Origin of the sequence: Kribbella kalugense (assembly GCF_004365875.1) — a bacterium.
Lineage (GTDB): Bacteria > Actinomycetota > Actinomycetes > Propionibacteriales > Kribbellaceae > Kribbella > Kribbella kalugense.
This window is the reverse complement of sequence record NZ_SODF01000001.1, coordinates 1136395-1150380: the sequence shown is the minus strand read 5'-3', so window position 1 is coordinate 1150380 and position 13986 is coordinate 1136395. Positions and strand designations below refer to the sequence as shown.

Below are 13986 nucleotides of genomic sequence, written 5' to 3'. Positions count from 1 at the left end.
TGGGGTTGGGCGCCTAAACTGGACTGGTTATGCCTGATGCCCGGACCGAGTCCCCGAGTCCTTCCCCAGTTCCCTCCCCGGAGCCAACCGCCACCCACCGTCCGCGCCGCCGGCGGCGCAAGCCGAATCCGGCGGGTAACGACCCGGCCCGAACGGCCGCCGCGTCGGGCGAGTCTGCTGAGCGCCTCGCGTCGTCCAGCACGCCGCCGGCCGACGGTGGGTTGAGCCTGGCCGAGGCGGTCGCTCGGCTCGACGACCTGACGGTGTACGACCGGGAGCAGCTCGGCAAGCGGCTGGAGCGGGTTCGGACCACCAAGGAAGCCGGGAAGCGGGAGCAGGCGCTCCAGGGTGTGGTCCGGGCGATCGAGCAGGCCGAGCAGCGGGTCGAGGTACGACGGGACGCCGTACCGGAGATCACGTACCCGGAAGAGTTGCCGGTCAGCCAGCTCAAGGACGAGATCGCCGCCGCGATCCGGGACAACCAGGTCGTGGTCGTCGCCGGTGAGACCGGGTCCGGCAAGACCACCCAGATCCCGAAGATTTGTCTCGAGCTCGGTCGCGGCGTACGCGGGATGATCGGGCACACCCAGCCCCGTCGGCTCGCAGCGCGCACCGTCGCGGAGCGGATCGCGGAGGAGCTCGGCACCGAGCTGGGCGAGACGATCGGCTTCGCCGTCCGGTTCACCGACAAGGTCAGCGAGCGCTCTCTGGTCAAGCTGATGACCGACGGCATCCTGCTGAACGAGCTGCAGCGCGACCGCGACCTGACCAGGTACGACACGCTCATCATCGACGAGGCGCACGAGCGCAGCCTGAACATCGACTTCATCCTCGGCTACCTGAAGCGGCTGCTCCCCCGCCGGCCCGACCTCAAGGTGATCATCACTTCGGCGACGATCGACCCGGAGCGGTTCGCCGCCCATTTCTCCGACGCCCAGGGCAAGCCGGCGCCGATCGTCGAGGTGTCCGGCCGGACCTACCCGGTCGAGGTGCGGTACCGCCCGGTCAACGACCCCGAGGACCCGGCCACGATCGACCGCGACCAGACCCAGGCGATCCTGGACGCCGTCGACGAGCTCGCGTACGAGGCGGACGGCGACGTACTGGTCTTCCTGTCCGGTGAGCGAGAGATCCGCGACACCGCCGACGCGCTGAACGACAAGTTCCGCAACGACCGTCAGACCACCGAGATCCTGCCGCTGTACGCGAGGCTCTCTAACGCCGAGCAGCATCGCGTCTTCCAGTCGCACTCGAACCGGCGGATCGTCCTCGCGACCAACGTCGCCGAGACCTCGCTGACCGTCCCCGGTATCAAGTACGTCATCGACCCGGGTACTGCGCGAATCTCGCGGTACAGCCATCGCACCAAGGTCCAGCACCTGCCGATCGAGCGCGTCTCGCAGGCCAGCGCCAACCAGCGCAAGGGCCGCAGCGGCCGGACCAGCGACGGCATCTGCATCCGGCTGTACTCCGAAGAGGACTTCGAGAGCCGGTCCGAATTCACCGACCCGGAGATCCTCCGCACCAACCTCGCGTCCGTCATCCTGCAGATGACCGCGATCGGGCTCGGCGACATCGCGGCGTTCCCGTTCATCGACGAGCCGGACAAGCGCAGCATCACCGACGGCCTCCAGCTCCTCACCGAGCTCGGCGCAATCGAGCCCGCGAAGGCGTCCGAGCGGCACCGCAGGCTGACCCCGATCGGCCGCCAGCTCGCCCAGGTCCCGCTCGACCCGCGGCTGGCCCGGATGATCGTCGAGGCAGACAAGAACGCGTGCGTCCGCGAGGTGATGGTCATCGCCGCCGCGCTTTCCATCCAGGACCCGCGGGAGCGCCCGACCGACGCCGAGGCGCAGGCCCAGCAGGCGCACGCCCGGTTCCGCGATCCGAACAGCGACTTCCTCGGATACCTGAACCTCTGGGGATATCTGAAGAAGCAGCAGAAGGAGCTGTCCGGCAACCAGTTTCGCCGGATGTGCCGCAGCGAGTACCTGAACTATCTCCGCGTCCGCGAGTGGCAGGACATCTACGCGCAGCTTCGCCAGGTCGCCGCCCAGATCGGCGTACGGCTCAACAGCGGTGAGCCGGCCGATCCGCAGAGCGTGCACCTCTCGCTGATGTCCGGTCTGCTGAGCCACCTCGGCATGAAGGATCCGGCGAACCAGCACCAGTACATCGGCGCTCGCGGGACGAGGTTCGCGATCTTCCCGGGCTCGGGGCTGTTCAAGAAGCCGCCGCAGTTCGTGATGGCCGCCGAGCTCGTCGAAACCTCGCGGCTCTGGGCGCGGGTGAACGCGAAGATCGAGCCCGAGTGGGCCGAGGACCTCGCCCCGCACCTGATCAAGCGGTCGTATTCCGAGCCGCACTGGGAACGCAAGGCCGGTGCCGTGATGGCGTACGAGAAGGTCACGCTGTACGGCGTACCGATCGTTGCCCGGCGCAAGGTGAACTACGGGAAGGTCGACCCGGAGGTGTCGCGCGAGCTGTTCATCCGGCACGCGCTGGTCGAGGGCGACTGGGACACCCACCACAAGTTCTTCCACGAGAACCGCAAGTTGATCGAGGAGGTCGAGGAGCTGGAGGAACGCACCCGGCGCCGCGATCTGCTGGTCGACGACGAGACGCTGTTCGCCTTCTACGACGAACGCATCGGCTCCGAGGTCGTCACCGGCGCGCACTTCGACACCTGGTGGAAGAAGGCCCGGCAGCGCGACGCCGACCTGCTCGACTTCGAGCGGTCGCTCGTGGTCCGCGACGGCGCGGAGATCAGGGAGGAAGAGTTCCCGCTGCTCTGGACGCAGAACGGGATGACCTTCGATCTCACGTACGCCTTCGAGCCGGGTACGGACGCCGACGGTGTGACTGTGCACATCCCGTTGCTCGTACTCAACCAGGTCACGGCGGACGGGTTCGAGTGGAGCGTGCCCGGTTTCCGCGAGGATCTGGTCACCACGCTGATCAAGTCCTTGCCGAAGACGATCCGGCGCAACATCGTGCCCGCTCCGGACCACGCGCGGCAGATCCTCCCCCAGCTCGACCCGGCGTCCGGTCCGCTCACCGACGCGATGGCTCGCGCGCTGCGAGAACTGCGCGGTGTCGTGATCGAGCCGGCCGACTGGGACTGGACCCGGGTGCCGGAGCATCTGCGGATGACGTTCCGGGTGGAGGACGACAAGGGCAAGACTGTTGCTGAGAGCAAGGATCTCGCCCGGCTGAAGGAGAAGCTGAAGCCGAAGACGACGGCGGCGATCTCGCAGGTCGCATCCAAGGCGGTCAGCGGGCTCGAGAAGGCCGGCCTGACCGACTGGACCTTCGGCGACCTGCCGCGCAGCTTCTCCGAACACCGCAACGGCCTGACCGTCGCGGGCTACCCAGCGCTCGTCGACGAGGGCAAGAGCGTCGCGATCCGGCTGCAGGAGACCGAGCGCGACCAGGCCGCCGCGATGTGGGCGGGTACGCGGAAGCTTCTGCTGCTCACGATGCCGTCGGTGATCGACCTCGTACAGCGGCACCTGAGTAATCAGCAGAAGATGACGTTGATGGCGGGTCCGCATCGCAACGTCGGTGAGTTGCTCGACGACGCGATCGCCGCGGCCATCGATCAGCTGATGGCGGCCGCTGGTGGGCCGGCTTGGAACCTGACCGCGTTCTCCATCCTGCGCGACGCCGTACGGTCGGAGCTCGCGGACACGGTCCTGACGATCTTGCAGCAGGTCGAGCAGGTACTGACGCAGGCGCGGACCGTGGACAAGCTCATCTCCCGCGCGTCGAGCCCGGCCCTGATCGTGGCGTTGTCCGACGTCCGCGGTCAGCTCGAAGCCCTGGTCCACCCCGGCTTCATCACCGAAGCCGGCGCCAAGCGGCTCCCGGATCTGCTCCGCTACCTCCGCGGCATGGAGCAGCGCCTCGACAAGCTCAGTGCGAACGCAGCTCGCGACCGGTCCGGAATGGCCATCGTCCAGACCCTGACCGACGAGTACCAGAAGCACCTTCGTGCTGTGCCCACCGGTAAGTACCCCAGCCCCGAGCTCCTCGACGTCCGCTGGATGCTCGAAGAACTCCGCATCAGCCTCTTCGCCCAGACCATCGGCACGCCGTACCCGGTCTCAGAGAAGCGCATCCGCAAGGCGCTGGCGGACAGCTAGGACTCGAGCAGCCTGCGGGCGTGTCTGTGGACGGCGGTGCGGAGTTCGGGTGGGTCGAGGATCTCGAACGGCCAGTAGAGGCGGATGACGCCTGAGACGAGGGGTCCGAGCTCGTTGGCGGCGAAACGGACCTCGCAGGTGTTCGCGTCGATGGGATCGACCACGCCTTGGCTCGGCGGAATCATCCGGGCGACCGTCTCGGCGTCGGCGTGCACGCGGACCCGGGCGACGATGTCCCACGGCGCCACTCCGGTGCCCTCGGCAACCAGTGCGACCGGGTCGGGCGGGTCCTCGAAGCGGTAGCGGGAGCCGGTGAGCACGGGCTGGGTGATGCGGTCGACGCGGAAGGTACGCCAGGCCTGGCGGTCCCGGTCGCGGGCGACGAGGTACCAGCGGCGACCGGTGTGCACGATCTGCAACGGCTCGACGCTGCGCTCTGACTCGGCGCCGTCATGGGTGCGGTAGCGGAAGCGGATCCCTTCGACGTGACGGCAACCGGCGGCCAGCGTGACCAGCACCTCGCCGTCGACCTGCGGCAGCTCACCCTGCGGCAACTGCGTGGTGTGCGCACCGATGTCCGCGACCCGTTCCTGCAGCCGGGTCGGCAGGACCTGATGGAGCTTGGCCAGCGCCGAGATCGCCGCCTCCTCGACACCTGACACGGTCGTGGTCGTCGCGACCCGCAGGCCGACCGCGATCGCCACCGCCTCCTCGTCGTCGAGCAGCAGCGGTGGTAGGCGGCCGCCCGGACCGAGGCGGTACCCACCACCGATGCCGGCCTCGGCCTCGACCGGGTACCCGAGTGACCTCAGTCGGGTCACGTCACGCCGTACAGTCCGGGGCGTGACGGCGAGCCTCGCCGCCAGCTCGGTGCCGTCCCACTGCGGGCGCGACTGGAGCAACGACAGCAAGCGGAGCAAACGGGCCGCGGTATCCATCAGTTTCCATTCTGCCTCGACCTGCGGACCGATCCTGTCCGCAGGTCGCTCTACGGTGACTTCATGACCACGACGCTGCAGAACCTGCTGGACCTGTCCGACTTCGCCTGGCAACGCCTCCGTGGACGTGTCGCGGGGATCACCGACGACGAATACTTCTGGGAGCCGTTCGACGGCTGCTGGACGATCCGGAAGACAGATGCGGGGTACGTCGCCGACTGGGCCTGGATCCCGCCGGAGCCGCCGCCGTTCACCACCCTCGCCTGGCGGATCACCCACATCGTCGACATCCTGCAGGAGGATCGCACCGCGACCTGGTTCGGCCACGAGGTTGCGGCCGACGACGGCCAGCCCCCGGTACCGGAGTCGGCTGAGGCCGCGCTGGCAGCGCTCGATCACTCGTACGACGTGTGGCGCCGGCGGCTCGCGTCGCTCAGTCAGGACGACCTCGACCAGCCGATGGGCGAGCCCGCCGGCCTGTACGCCGACCACGACGGCGCCTCGTTCGCCCTGCACATCCTGGACGAACTCATCCACCACGGAGCCGAGGTCGGCACTGTTCGCGACTTCTACCGAGGCGTGCACCCCGATGATCCGTTCGCGGCCGCCCTCGCCGGCGAACTGACGCCTGCGGAGCGCCCGGCCCTCCTCGCCGAAGCGGCGGCGGCGCAGCGATGGGAGGTCGTCCCGAAGCTCGCCGAGCTGGGCTTCGGCGTCAATGAGCGCACAGCAGAGGGCAGGACCGCTGCGCACCTGGCGGCGGGGACCGGCTCGCTCGACACGCTGCGGTTCCTGGTCGAGCACGGCGCGGACCTGTCGGCGAAGGACCCGCGGTTCGAGGCCGACGTACTCGGCTGGGCGAAGTGGTTCAAGCAGGACGAAGCTGCCGCGTACCTGGAACAGCTCTAGGGCACGAACGCGCGTTGGGAGCGACGGCGGAAGTCGCGGGGCGGGAGCTCGTGGGCGGCGGTGAAAGTGCGGGTGAAGTAGGACTGACTGGTGAACCCGCAGCGGTCGGCGATGGTGGCGATCGGGGTGTTGGTTGCCGCTAGCAATGATGCGGCGTGTTCGAGCCGGAGGTCGGTGACGAAGGCGGTGGGCGTGACGTCGTACGCCGCGCGCATCGAGCGGGACAGGTGGGCGGCGCTGACGCCGGCCAGCTCGAGCAGACGAGGTACTCCGCCGCGGAGGTTGTCCTCTGCGCGCATCGCCGTACAGGCCTTCGCGAGCCAATCCGGTACGCCGGGACCTCCAGCGTCACCGGGTTTGAGCAGGTCGAGCAGGTCGATCCAGAAGCGCAGCAGGTCGTAAGTTGTCGGGCTGTCCTGGAATCGATCGAGGGCGTGCTCGAAGACGGGTACTGCGGCCGGTTGGTGGAAGCTGATCGGACCGCGGGACGACCAGGTCGCGGTCCGGGTCAGGTCGAGGAACCCTTGCCAGATCGAGCTCGGGAAGGCGATGTTGACGAACTCGAGGCCGTCGGGCGCCGAGCCGCGGACCGCGTGCCGGTCGCTCGGCCGGACCAGTACGACGTCGCCGGCTTGAAGCGACGAGACGCCCGTCGTCAGCAGATGTTCGCCGCTTCCCGACACGACTCCCATGAACTCGTGGAAGTCCGCATGCGTGTGCAATTCCGTGTCCCGAGCCCGAGCCGGGATCCGCACCCGGGCCGCGTGATACGGCCGTCCGAACGCGTGCGTCTCGAACCGCAGGATCTGATCCACGTCAACACAGTACAAATTCTGGTCAGACCGCTGCTAGTACGCCGACGCGTCGCGACCGCACTCTGAAGACATGTTCGAAACAGACGGCTACGTCATCTTCCGCGACGTCATCGACCAGGACCTGATCAAGGAAGTGAACGATCATGTCGAGTGGCTGCAGGCCCGGCATCCCGACGTACGGCCCGAGCAACTCGGGCATGTGTACCTGCGCGACGACCCGTTCTGGTTGCGACTGGTGAGCGACGACCGGTTGGTCGACATCGCGCAGCAGTTCGTCGGACCGGACATCGCGCTGTTCGCCTCCCACTACATCTCCAAGCCGCCGTACTCCGGGCAGGCGGTGCTCTGGCATCAGGACGCCGCGTTCTGGCCGCTGGATCCGATGGAGGTGGTGACGCTCTGGCTGGCGGTCGACCACTCGACGCCGGAGAACGGGTGCGTCCGGGTCGTCCCGGGAAGCCATCGGTCCGGGGTGGCCGGGATGCGCGACAACACCGAGATCGAGAACGTCCTCGGTCAGGAGATCGCAGTGGAGGTGGACGAGGCGCACGCGGTGGACATGGTGCTCGCACCGGGCGATGTCGAGGTCCATCACCCGAACATCGTCCACGGCAGCAACGCGAACACGTCCCCGAACCGGCGCTGCGGACTGACGATCCGCTACATCCCGACGTCCACCAGGATCACCGATCCGGAGACGCCGTACCCGAGCGCCTTCCACCTGCGCGGCGAGCCGGGCGTGAACAGCTACCAGCCGCGGCCGACGTACGACGAGGGGCAGCACTTCCCGTTCACCGGCAGCAGCGCCTGGGCCTGAACATGCGAAGGCCCGCCCCGGCTGGGGCGGGCCTTCGACGGGTTACTCGAGGCAGATCCGGAACGGGTGGCCGGCCGGGTCTGCGTAGATCCGCCAGCCGCGGGCGTTCTCGGCGGGCGGCGGGTCCAGTGGGTCGAGCGGCTCGGCACCGAGGGCAACCACGGTGGCGTGACCGCTGGAGAGGTCCTCGACGATCAGGTCGAGATGGAGATCCTGCGCTTCGGTGCCGGGCCACGTGGCCGGCACGTACTGCTCCGAGCGCCGGAAGGCCAGCGTCGAGCGGCCGAGCGACGAGCCGGGGCCGGTCAGGCTCCGCCAGTCGTCGTCACCGTTCTCGTCGATGTCCAGCCCCAGCAGCGCCGAGTAGAACTGGGCGAGCTCGAGTGGGTCCGGGCAATCCAGCACCACCGAGCCGAGCCGCCCGGCAGTACTGCCCGGCTGCTCTGCCACCTGCGTCATCTGTCCTCCACATTCTGTTTCGTCAGCCTGCTCCCGGTTCGGGGCAGGACCGGCCAGGCCCGTCTGGTCAGAAGGCCCGGCCGCCTACGATGACAGGTTCGGGGGACAGTTCGCACCTTTCGACACGCGTTCTCGACCTGTGAGCCGATCGCTGACAGTGAAGGTTCGTTCGCGCTACCACTAAACGGGGTGTACAGCGGTAGCGCGTCGCCGCTCGCCGAGCTTGCGGATCTTCGCCTGCGTCCCGCAGTCCTCCATCGCGCACCAGCGCCGAGAGCCGTTCCGGCTGCGGTCCAGGAACAGCCAGCCACAGCCGCCGTCGTCGACCGGACAGGCCCGCAACTGCCGCAACTCGACCGTCCGCACCAGCTCGACCGCGGCCACCACCAGCCGATCCGGAATCAGCTGCGCCGGCGAGGTCCCGACCACCAGGTCGGCCACCCCGCGCTCCCGGTTCGCGGTCGGAATCAGCATCGACCGCGCGGCCGCCGCCGACCAGCGCAACATCAAGCGCTCGAAGGCGGATCCCTGGCTGCGCTTGACTCCGTCCTTCGCGACCACGGCCGCTGCCGCGTGCGGCGCCAGTACGTCGTACGTCGCCTCGCGGATCTCCAGCGTCGCTCCGAGCGCCTTCACGGCCAGCTCCGGCGAGGACCGCCAGGTGCCCTCGATCGCGCTGTAGTCGCGGAGATCGATCAGCTCGATCCGGCGGCTCCAGGCCAGCAGGTCGGCCGGCGAGGTCAGGTAATCGTGCTCGACCGAGCCACCCCGCACGCGGGGACTCACAGTGTTCACCAGGTCGACAGCTGGGTGTCCGCCCACGATGCGAAATTCCGCATGAGAACTGTCGGCCATAGATGAGACGCTACCACCATCAGAATGTTTACCGGGATCACAAGGTGACGCATGCAGCTCTCCACCCGCCGGGCCACCGCAGCGCTGGTGTTCCTCGGCGTCTCGACCTTCACGTTCGTCACCATCGAGGTGCTGCCGATCGGTCTGCTGACCGTGATGGCCGACGACCTCGGCCGGTCACGCTCGCAGGTCGGCCTCCTCGTCACCGGGTACGCCGTCGTCGTCGTGCTCGCGTCCATTCCACTGGCCCGGCTGACCCACCACCTCCCCCGCCGCCTCGTCCTCGGCGGCACACTCGGAGTCCTCACCGTCGCGACCGCGCTCTCCGCGGCCGCCCCGTCGTACGAGGTGTTGTTCGCCGGGCGACTGGTGATCGCGCTCTCGCAGGCCTTGTTCTGGTCGATCGCGCCGCCGATCGCGACCAGCCTGTTCCCGCCGGAGCGCCGCGGCCGGGTGGTCGCCCGGCTCGCGATCGGCACCGCACTGGCGCCGATCCTCGGGATCCCACTGGGCACGTGGCTCGGTGAGCAGGCAGGCTGGCGAGTGCCGTTCGTCGTGGCCGCCGGTCTCGGCGCCGCCGCCTGCATCGGCGTCATGACGCTGCTGCCGCACACCGAGATCCAGGACAGCCCGGCACGTCGAGGCAGCTCCCCCGACCTCCGCCGGTACGTCGTCCTGCTGATCGCTTGCGCGGTCGGGGTGACCGGCTTCCTGACCTACAACACCTATGTCACGCCGTTCCTGCTGGACATCACCGGATTCTCGTCCGACGCGCTCGGTCCGATGCTGCTTGCCAGCGGCGTGGGCGGACTCGCCGGCACGCTGATCGTCGGCCGGCTGCTCGACCGGTTCCCCTTCGGAGCTGTGGTCGCGCCTCTCGGGCTGATCACCGCCGGGCTGTTCGGGCTGTATGCGTTCGGCACTCTCAAGGTGGCGACCGTCCTGCTGATCGCGGTCATCGGGCTGTCGTTCAGCGGGCTAGCGGTCGCCGTGCAGAGCCGCACGCTCCAGATCGCCCCAGGCAGCACCGATATCGCCTCGGCCGGGACCAGCTCGGCGTTCAACGTCGGCATCGCCGCCGGCGCGTTCGTCGGTGGCGCCCTGATCGATGCCACCACCGTGCGCAGCGTGGCCCTCGTCGGCGGTCTGCTGACCGCGGCCGCGTTTCTGGTGATGCTGTCCGAGCCTTTGCTGACCCGGCGGCGCCGCGAAGTTTTGAAAGCTCTTGACGAATTGTTGGAGCCCGCCAACACTTCCGATCATGATCCCGCAGCCCACCGCGCAGCAGGCGCTCCCTGACGAGACCTTCACGTTGCCGTCCGACGCCACCATCGGACTCGACGATCCTTCTGCCCAGCCGATCGCCGACCGGTTCGCGGCCCAGCTCCGGACCTCGACCGGTTTCGCATTGCCGGTCCAGGAAGGCGCCGGCACGATCACGCTGTCGACGAGCGGCCCCGACTCATTAGGTGCCGAAGGCTACGAACTCCGCGCGGACGCATCCGGCGTCAGCATCACGGCGTACACCGCCGAGGGACTGTTCCGCGGTGTCACCACGCTCCGCCAGCTCCTGCCCGCCAAGGCCGACGCCGACAGCGCGCAGGACGGCCCGTGGGAGATCGCGGGTACGACGATCTCCGACTCCCCGCGGTACGGCTACCGCGGCATGATGCTCGACGTCTCCCGGCACTTCTTCACCGTCGACCAGGTCAAGCGCGTCATCGACCTGATCTCGCTGTACAAGGTCAACCGCCTGCACCTGCACCTGTCCGACGACCAGGGCTGGCGGATCCAGGTGGACTCCTGGCCCAACCTCACGGTGTACGGCGGCAGCAAGCAGGTCGGTGGTGCGGACGGTGGTTCGTACAGCAAGGCGGAGTACGCCGAGTTGGTGCAGTACGCCGCCGATCGGTACATCACCGTGGTCCCGGAGATCGACACACCGGGCCACACCAACGCCGCGCTGGCGTCGTACCCCGAGCTGAACAAGGGCGACCAGGCGCCGGACCTCTACACGGAGACCGAGGTTGGTTTCAGCTCGTTCGCCATCGACAAGGACGTCACGTACGAGTTCCTCGACGACGTGTTCCGGGAGGTGGCCGAGCAGACGCCCGGTGAGCTCCTGCACCTCGGTGGAGACGAGGCCCACTCGACACCGCACTCGGAGTACCTCGCCTTCGTGCCCAAGGCGGCCGAGCTGGTCGTGAAGCACGGCAAGCGGGTGATGGGGTGGCACGAGATCGCCGACGGACCGCTGCCTGCCGGCACTGTGGTGCAGTACTGGGGCACCGAGGACCCGAAGGCTCAGGTGCTGGCGCAGAAGGCGGTGGAGCAGGGCGCGACGCTGGTGCTCTCCCCCGCCAACCGTGCGTACCTGGACATGAAGTACGACGCCAACACCGAGCTGGGCCTCGACTGGGCCGGCCTGATCAGCGTGGAGCAGTCGTACAACTGGAATCCGGCCACGCTGGTCCCCGACGTACCGGCGAGCGCGATCGACGGCGTCGAGGCGCCGCTGTGGACCGAGACGGTCGACGACGTGAGCAAGATCGAGTACCTGGTGTTCCCGCGGTTGCCCGGGATCGCTGAGCTTGGCTGGTCGGCGGAGTCCGCGCTCGACTGGTCGGCGTACCGCGAGCGGCTGGCCGAGCAGGGGCCGCGCTGGGAGGTGCTCGGGGTCAACTTCTACCGGGCGCCGGAGATCGACTGGCGCCAGGAACTGAGGACCCGGTCGAGCAGCCAGGCCGTGGTCTCGTCCACGTCCTGCTCGGCCACGGTGTGCTGGTGCGCGACGTCCTTGTCCGGGGCGTCGCGCACCTCCAGCCGGTAGACGTACCGGTCCGGCTGCGGCCGGCCGGACCCGAGGTCCTTGTTGCCCAACGCATGCACCGCGGCCTCGAGCTGATCGGCATCGGCCTGGGCGCTGGTGTCCAGCTCGCCCTGCCGGGTCAGGCCGGCGAATCCCCCGCTGCGGGTCACCTTGACGATCACGCTGCCTCCATTGGTTCCAGTGCTTGCTCACACCCGCGCGACACGCCGAGAGCTTTGATCAGAATCTTGCGCCATCACCCGGCGTACCGGGGCTTGTCCTACGTTGCCATCGTCCCGGACCCATCGGCGGGGCGCGAACGAGCAGGTCGGCGCAGGATTTCGGGCTCCGGAACGGCTCCGGACGGCCCAGAATCCGGCGGGCACGGAGAGTAACGGGCCGCGACAATCAGCGACACGTGTTTGTGGTCACCTCTACCATCAGGCCGCAGAACGGCTACAGTTATGCCGTTGCAGTTTTGGACTCCCTGACTTTTGCTGTGCTGCATGGCCGGTCTGTCGTCTGGGGCCTTTCGCGACACGTGATTCATGAGGTGTGGGTCACGGTTTGTTACAAGCCATCGAGGAGATAGACAAATGGCTGTCGGTACTGTCAAGTGGTTCAACGCTGACAAGGGCTTCGGCTTCATCACGCCGGATGACGGTGGTGCGGACGTGTTCGCGCACTACTCGGCCATCCAGATGTCGGGCTTCCGTTCGCTGGACGAGAACCAGCGGGTGGAGTTCGAGATCACCCAGGGCCAGAAGGGTCTGCAGGCGGAGAACATCCGCGCGATCGGAACCTGAGGTTCACCCCTTCCAGCACGACACCGAAAGGGCCGCACACCACCAGGTGTGCGGCCCTTTCGCGTTGGTCCTTGCGCCAATCCCGGACGCGATGACGAACAATGGATCCGTGACCGACAACCCGCCGTACGGCCGCCCGGACGAGGACGCCGGCGAACGGCTGGACCGTCAGTGGAACGAACTCCTGCAGGAACTCCGGCTGGCCCAGACCGGTACGCAGATCCTGTTCGCCTTCCTGCTCAGCATCGCATTCCAGAACCGCTTCCAGGACGCCGACGGGTTTACCCACGACGTGTACGCCGTCACCTTGATCGCGTCCGCACTGGCCGTCGGACTGTTCCTGGCCCCGGTGTCGTTCCACCGGCTCGTCTACCGCCGCAAGCTCCGCGACCGCATGCTCCCGATCGCCAACCGGATGACCATCGGCGGCATGCTCTTCCTGGTCGTCGCCATCGCCGGCGGCGTCCTGCTCGCCGCGGACGTCATACTCCCCCGCCCGGTCGCGATCAGCGTCGTCGCCATCGTGCTGCTCGTGTTCGCCGTCCTCTGGTACGTCGTCCCCGCGTGGGTCCGCCGTACTAACGCAGACGAGGAATGACCTCGGTCGCGATCTGCTGCAGGACGTCCTCGGAGCCGGCGTACACGCCCTCGGCGCGTGGCCAGTGGGTGATGAGGTCGGTGAAGCCCAGGGCGGCTGCACGGCCGGCGATCTCCTCGAAGGCGGCCGGGCCGGCGAGGGCGTACTGGGCATTGTCCATGGACAGGTAGCGGTCGAGGTGGCGGCCCTCGAGCAGGTCGTCGAGGCGCTTGCTGAGGTCGGCGAGGGACGCGAACCAGGTGTCGAGGTTCGTCTTGTCGACGCCGGTGGTCATCCAGCCGTCGCCGTGCTCGGCCGCGAACCGCAACGACCGCGGGCCGTTGCCGGCCAGGATGAACGGGACTCGCGGTTGCTGGATGCAGCCGGGCAGCGTGCGGCCGTTGCGCGTCTCGAAGTACTCGCCCTTGAAGTCGACGCCGTCGGTCGTCAGCAGCGTGTCCAGGAGCTTCACGAACTCCTCGTACCGGTCCTGCCGCTGCCGTGGCGTCAGCTCCGGCCCGCCCTGGATGGTCGCGTCCAGGCTGCCGCCGGCGCCGATCCCGCAGAGGAAGCGGCCGTCGGAGATGTCGTCGATCGCGAGGATGTCGCGGGTCAACGCCAACGGATGCCGGAAGTTCGGCGACGTCACGAACGTGCCGAGCTTGATCGTCGACGTGACCAGTGCCGCCGCCGTCAGGGTGGGCGTCGTCCCGTACCACGGTGAGTCCTGGAGGCCGCTCCAGGTCAGGTGGTCGTAGGTCCACGCATGGTCGAAGCCGAGCTCCTCCGCCTGCCGCCAGCGCCGCGCGGCGTCACGCCAGCGGTACTCCGGCAGGATCGCAATCCCGAAACGCAT

The 13986-nt window shown here is 68.2% G+C and carries 12 protein-coding genes and 1 pseudogene; 7 read left to right on the top strand and 6 right to left on the bottom strand.

Features of this window, described 5'->3' with window-relative positions:
* The first annotated feature begins 29 nt into the window (after window positions 1-29).
* Entirely contained in the window at window positions 30-4145 is a 4116-nt protein-coding gene (hrpA, locus tag EV650_RS05330; RefSeq protein WP_238174029.1) for an ATP-dependent RNA helicase HrpA, read from the top strand.
* Here the strand turns inward: hrpA and EV650_RS05325 are convergent.
* Window positions 4142-5083 carry a helix-turn-helix transcriptional regulator gene (locus EV650_RS05325; protein WP_238174028.1) on the bottom strand — a complete coding sequence of 314 codons (942 nt, stop codon included), beginning with the start codon at window positions 5081-5083 and terminating at the stop codon, window positions 4142-4144. The genes hrpA and EV650_RS05325 overlap by 4 nt on opposite strands.
* Window positions 5084-5146: 63 nt before the next feature.
* Between EV650_RS05325 and EV650_RS05320 the strand changes: the two genes are divergently transcribed.
* The gene (locus tag EV650_RS05320) at window positions 5147-5992 is read left to right on the top strand and encodes a DinB family protein (RefSeq protein ID WP_134115909.1); all 846 of its coding nucleotides are present in this window, start codon (window positions 5147-5149) and stop codon (window positions 5990-5992) included.
* Here EV650_RS05320 and EV650_RS05315 read toward each other — a convergent pair.
* Window positions 5989-6807, bottom strand: a complete 819-nt coding sequence (locus EV650_RS05315) for a helix-turn-helix transcriptional regulator (protein WP_134115906.1) — start codon at window positions 6805-6807, stop codon at window positions 5989-5991. The genes EV650_RS05320 and EV650_RS05315 overlap by 4 nt on opposite strands.
* 70 nt (window positions 6808-6877) lie before the next feature.
* On the opposite strand from EV650_RS05315, the gene EV650_RS05310 reads away from it, so the two are divergent.
* The gene (locus EV650_RS05310) at window positions 6878-7624 is read left to right on the top strand and encodes a phytanoyl-CoA dioxygenase family protein (RefSeq protein ID WP_134115904.1); all 747 of its coding nucleotides are present in this window, start codon (window positions 6878-6880) and stop codon (window positions 7622-7624) included.
* Between the two features lie 42 nt (window positions 7625-7666).
* Here the strand turns inward: EV650_RS05310 and EV650_RS05305 are convergent, their stop codons facing one another.
* Together EV650_RS05305 and EV650_RS05300 are read right to left on the bottom strand one after the other, a co-directional pair.
* A complete protein-coding gene (locus EV650_RS05305) occupies window positions 7667-8083 on the bottom strand; it encodes a VOC family protein (RefSeq protein WP_134115902.1) in 417 nt (138 codons plus the stop codon).
* 180 nt (window positions 8084-8263) lie between these two features.
* Window positions 8264-8938 carry a CGNR zinc finger domain-containing protein gene (locus tag EV650_RS05300; RefSeq protein ID WP_134115901.1) on the bottom strand — a complete coding sequence of 225 codons (675 nt, stop codon included), beginning with the start codon at window positions 8936-8938 and terminating at the stop codon, window positions 8264-8266.
* Window positions 8939-8989: 51 nt separating this feature from the next.
* On the opposite strand from EV650_RS05300, the gene EV650_RS05295 reads away from it, so the two are divergent.
* Both EV650_RS05295 and EV650_RS05290 read left to right on the top strand, forming a co-directional pair.
* Window positions 8990-10237 carry an MFS transporter gene (locus tag EV650_RS05295; RefSeq protein ID WP_134115899.1) on the top strand — a complete coding sequence of 416 codons (1248 nt, stop codon included), beginning with the start codon at window positions 8990-8992 and terminating at the stop codon, window positions 10235-10237.
* Window positions 10200-11531, top strand: a pseudogene (locus EV650_RS05290) (beta-N-acetylhexosaminidase); the annotation flags it as partial. The gene EV650_RS05295 and the pseudogene EV650_RS05290, both read left to right, overlap by 38 nt.
* Window positions 11532-11623: 92 nt before the next feature.
* Here EV650_RS05290 and EV650_RS40920 read toward each other — a convergent pair.
* A complete protein-coding gene (locus EV650_RS40920; RefSeq protein ID WP_134115895.1) occupies window positions 11624-11929 on the bottom strand; it encodes a protealysin inhibitor emfourin in 306 nt (101 codons plus the stop codon).
* 414 nt (window positions 11930-12343) lie between these two features.
* Between EV650_RS40920 and EV650_RS05280 the strand changes: the two genes are divergently transcribed.
* Window positions 12344-12553, top strand: a complete 210-nt coding sequence (locus tag EV650_RS05280) for a cold-shock protein (RefSeq protein ID WP_134115893.1) — start codon at window positions 12344-12346, stop codon at window positions 12551-12553.
* A gap of 109 nt (window positions 12554-12662) precedes the next feature.
* Window positions 12663-13151, top strand: coding sequence for a DUF6328 family protein (locus tag EV650_RS05275; protein WP_238174027.1), 489 nt, complete (start codon window positions 12663-12665; stop codon window positions 13149-13151).
* Here EV650_RS05275 and EV650_RS05270 read toward each other — a convergent pair.
* Entirely contained in the window at window positions 13132-13986 is an 855-nt protein-coding gene (locus tag EV650_RS05270) for an LLM class flavin-dependent oxidoreductase (protein ID WP_134115889.1), read from the bottom strand. The genes EV650_RS05275 and EV650_RS05270 overlap by 20 nt on opposite strands.

Coding starts and splice junctions, on each gene's coding strand:
- EV650_RS05300 (WP_134115901.1), bottom strand. CDS start 8,938: ATGGCCGACAGTTCTCATGCGGAATTTCGCATCGTGGGCGGACACCCA.
- EV650_RS05305 (WP_134115902.1), bottom strand. CDS start 8,083: ATGACGCAGGTGGCAGAGCAGCCGGGCAGTACTGCCGGGCGGCTCGGC.
- EV650_RS05325 (WP_238174028.1), bottom strand. CDS start 5,083: ATGGATACCGCGGCCCGTTTGCTCCGCTTGCTGTCGTTGCTCCAGTCG.
- EV650_RS05310 (WP_134115904.1), top strand. CDS start 6,878: ATGTTCGAAACAGACGGCTACGTCATCTTCCGCGACGTCATCGACCAG.
- EV650_RS05270 (WP_134115889.1), bottom strand. CDS start 13,986: ATGCGTTTCGGGATTGCGATCCTGCCGGAGTACCGCTGGCGTGACGCC.
- EV650_RS05280 (WP_134115893.1), top strand. CDS start 12,344: ATGGCTGTCGGTACTGTCAAGTGGTTCAACGCTGACAAGGGCTTCGGC.
- EV650_RS05295 (WP_134115899.1), top strand. CDS start 8,990: ATGCAGCTCTCCACCCGCCGGGCCACCGCAGCGCTGGTGTTCCTCGGC.
- hrpA (WP_238174029.1), top strand. CDS start 30: ATGCCTGATGCCCGGACCGAGTCCCCGAGTCCTTCCCCAGTTCCCTCC.
- EV650_RS05320 (WP_134115909.1), top strand. CDS start 5,147: ATGACCACGACGCTGCAGAACCTGCTGGACCTGTCCGACTTCGCCTGG.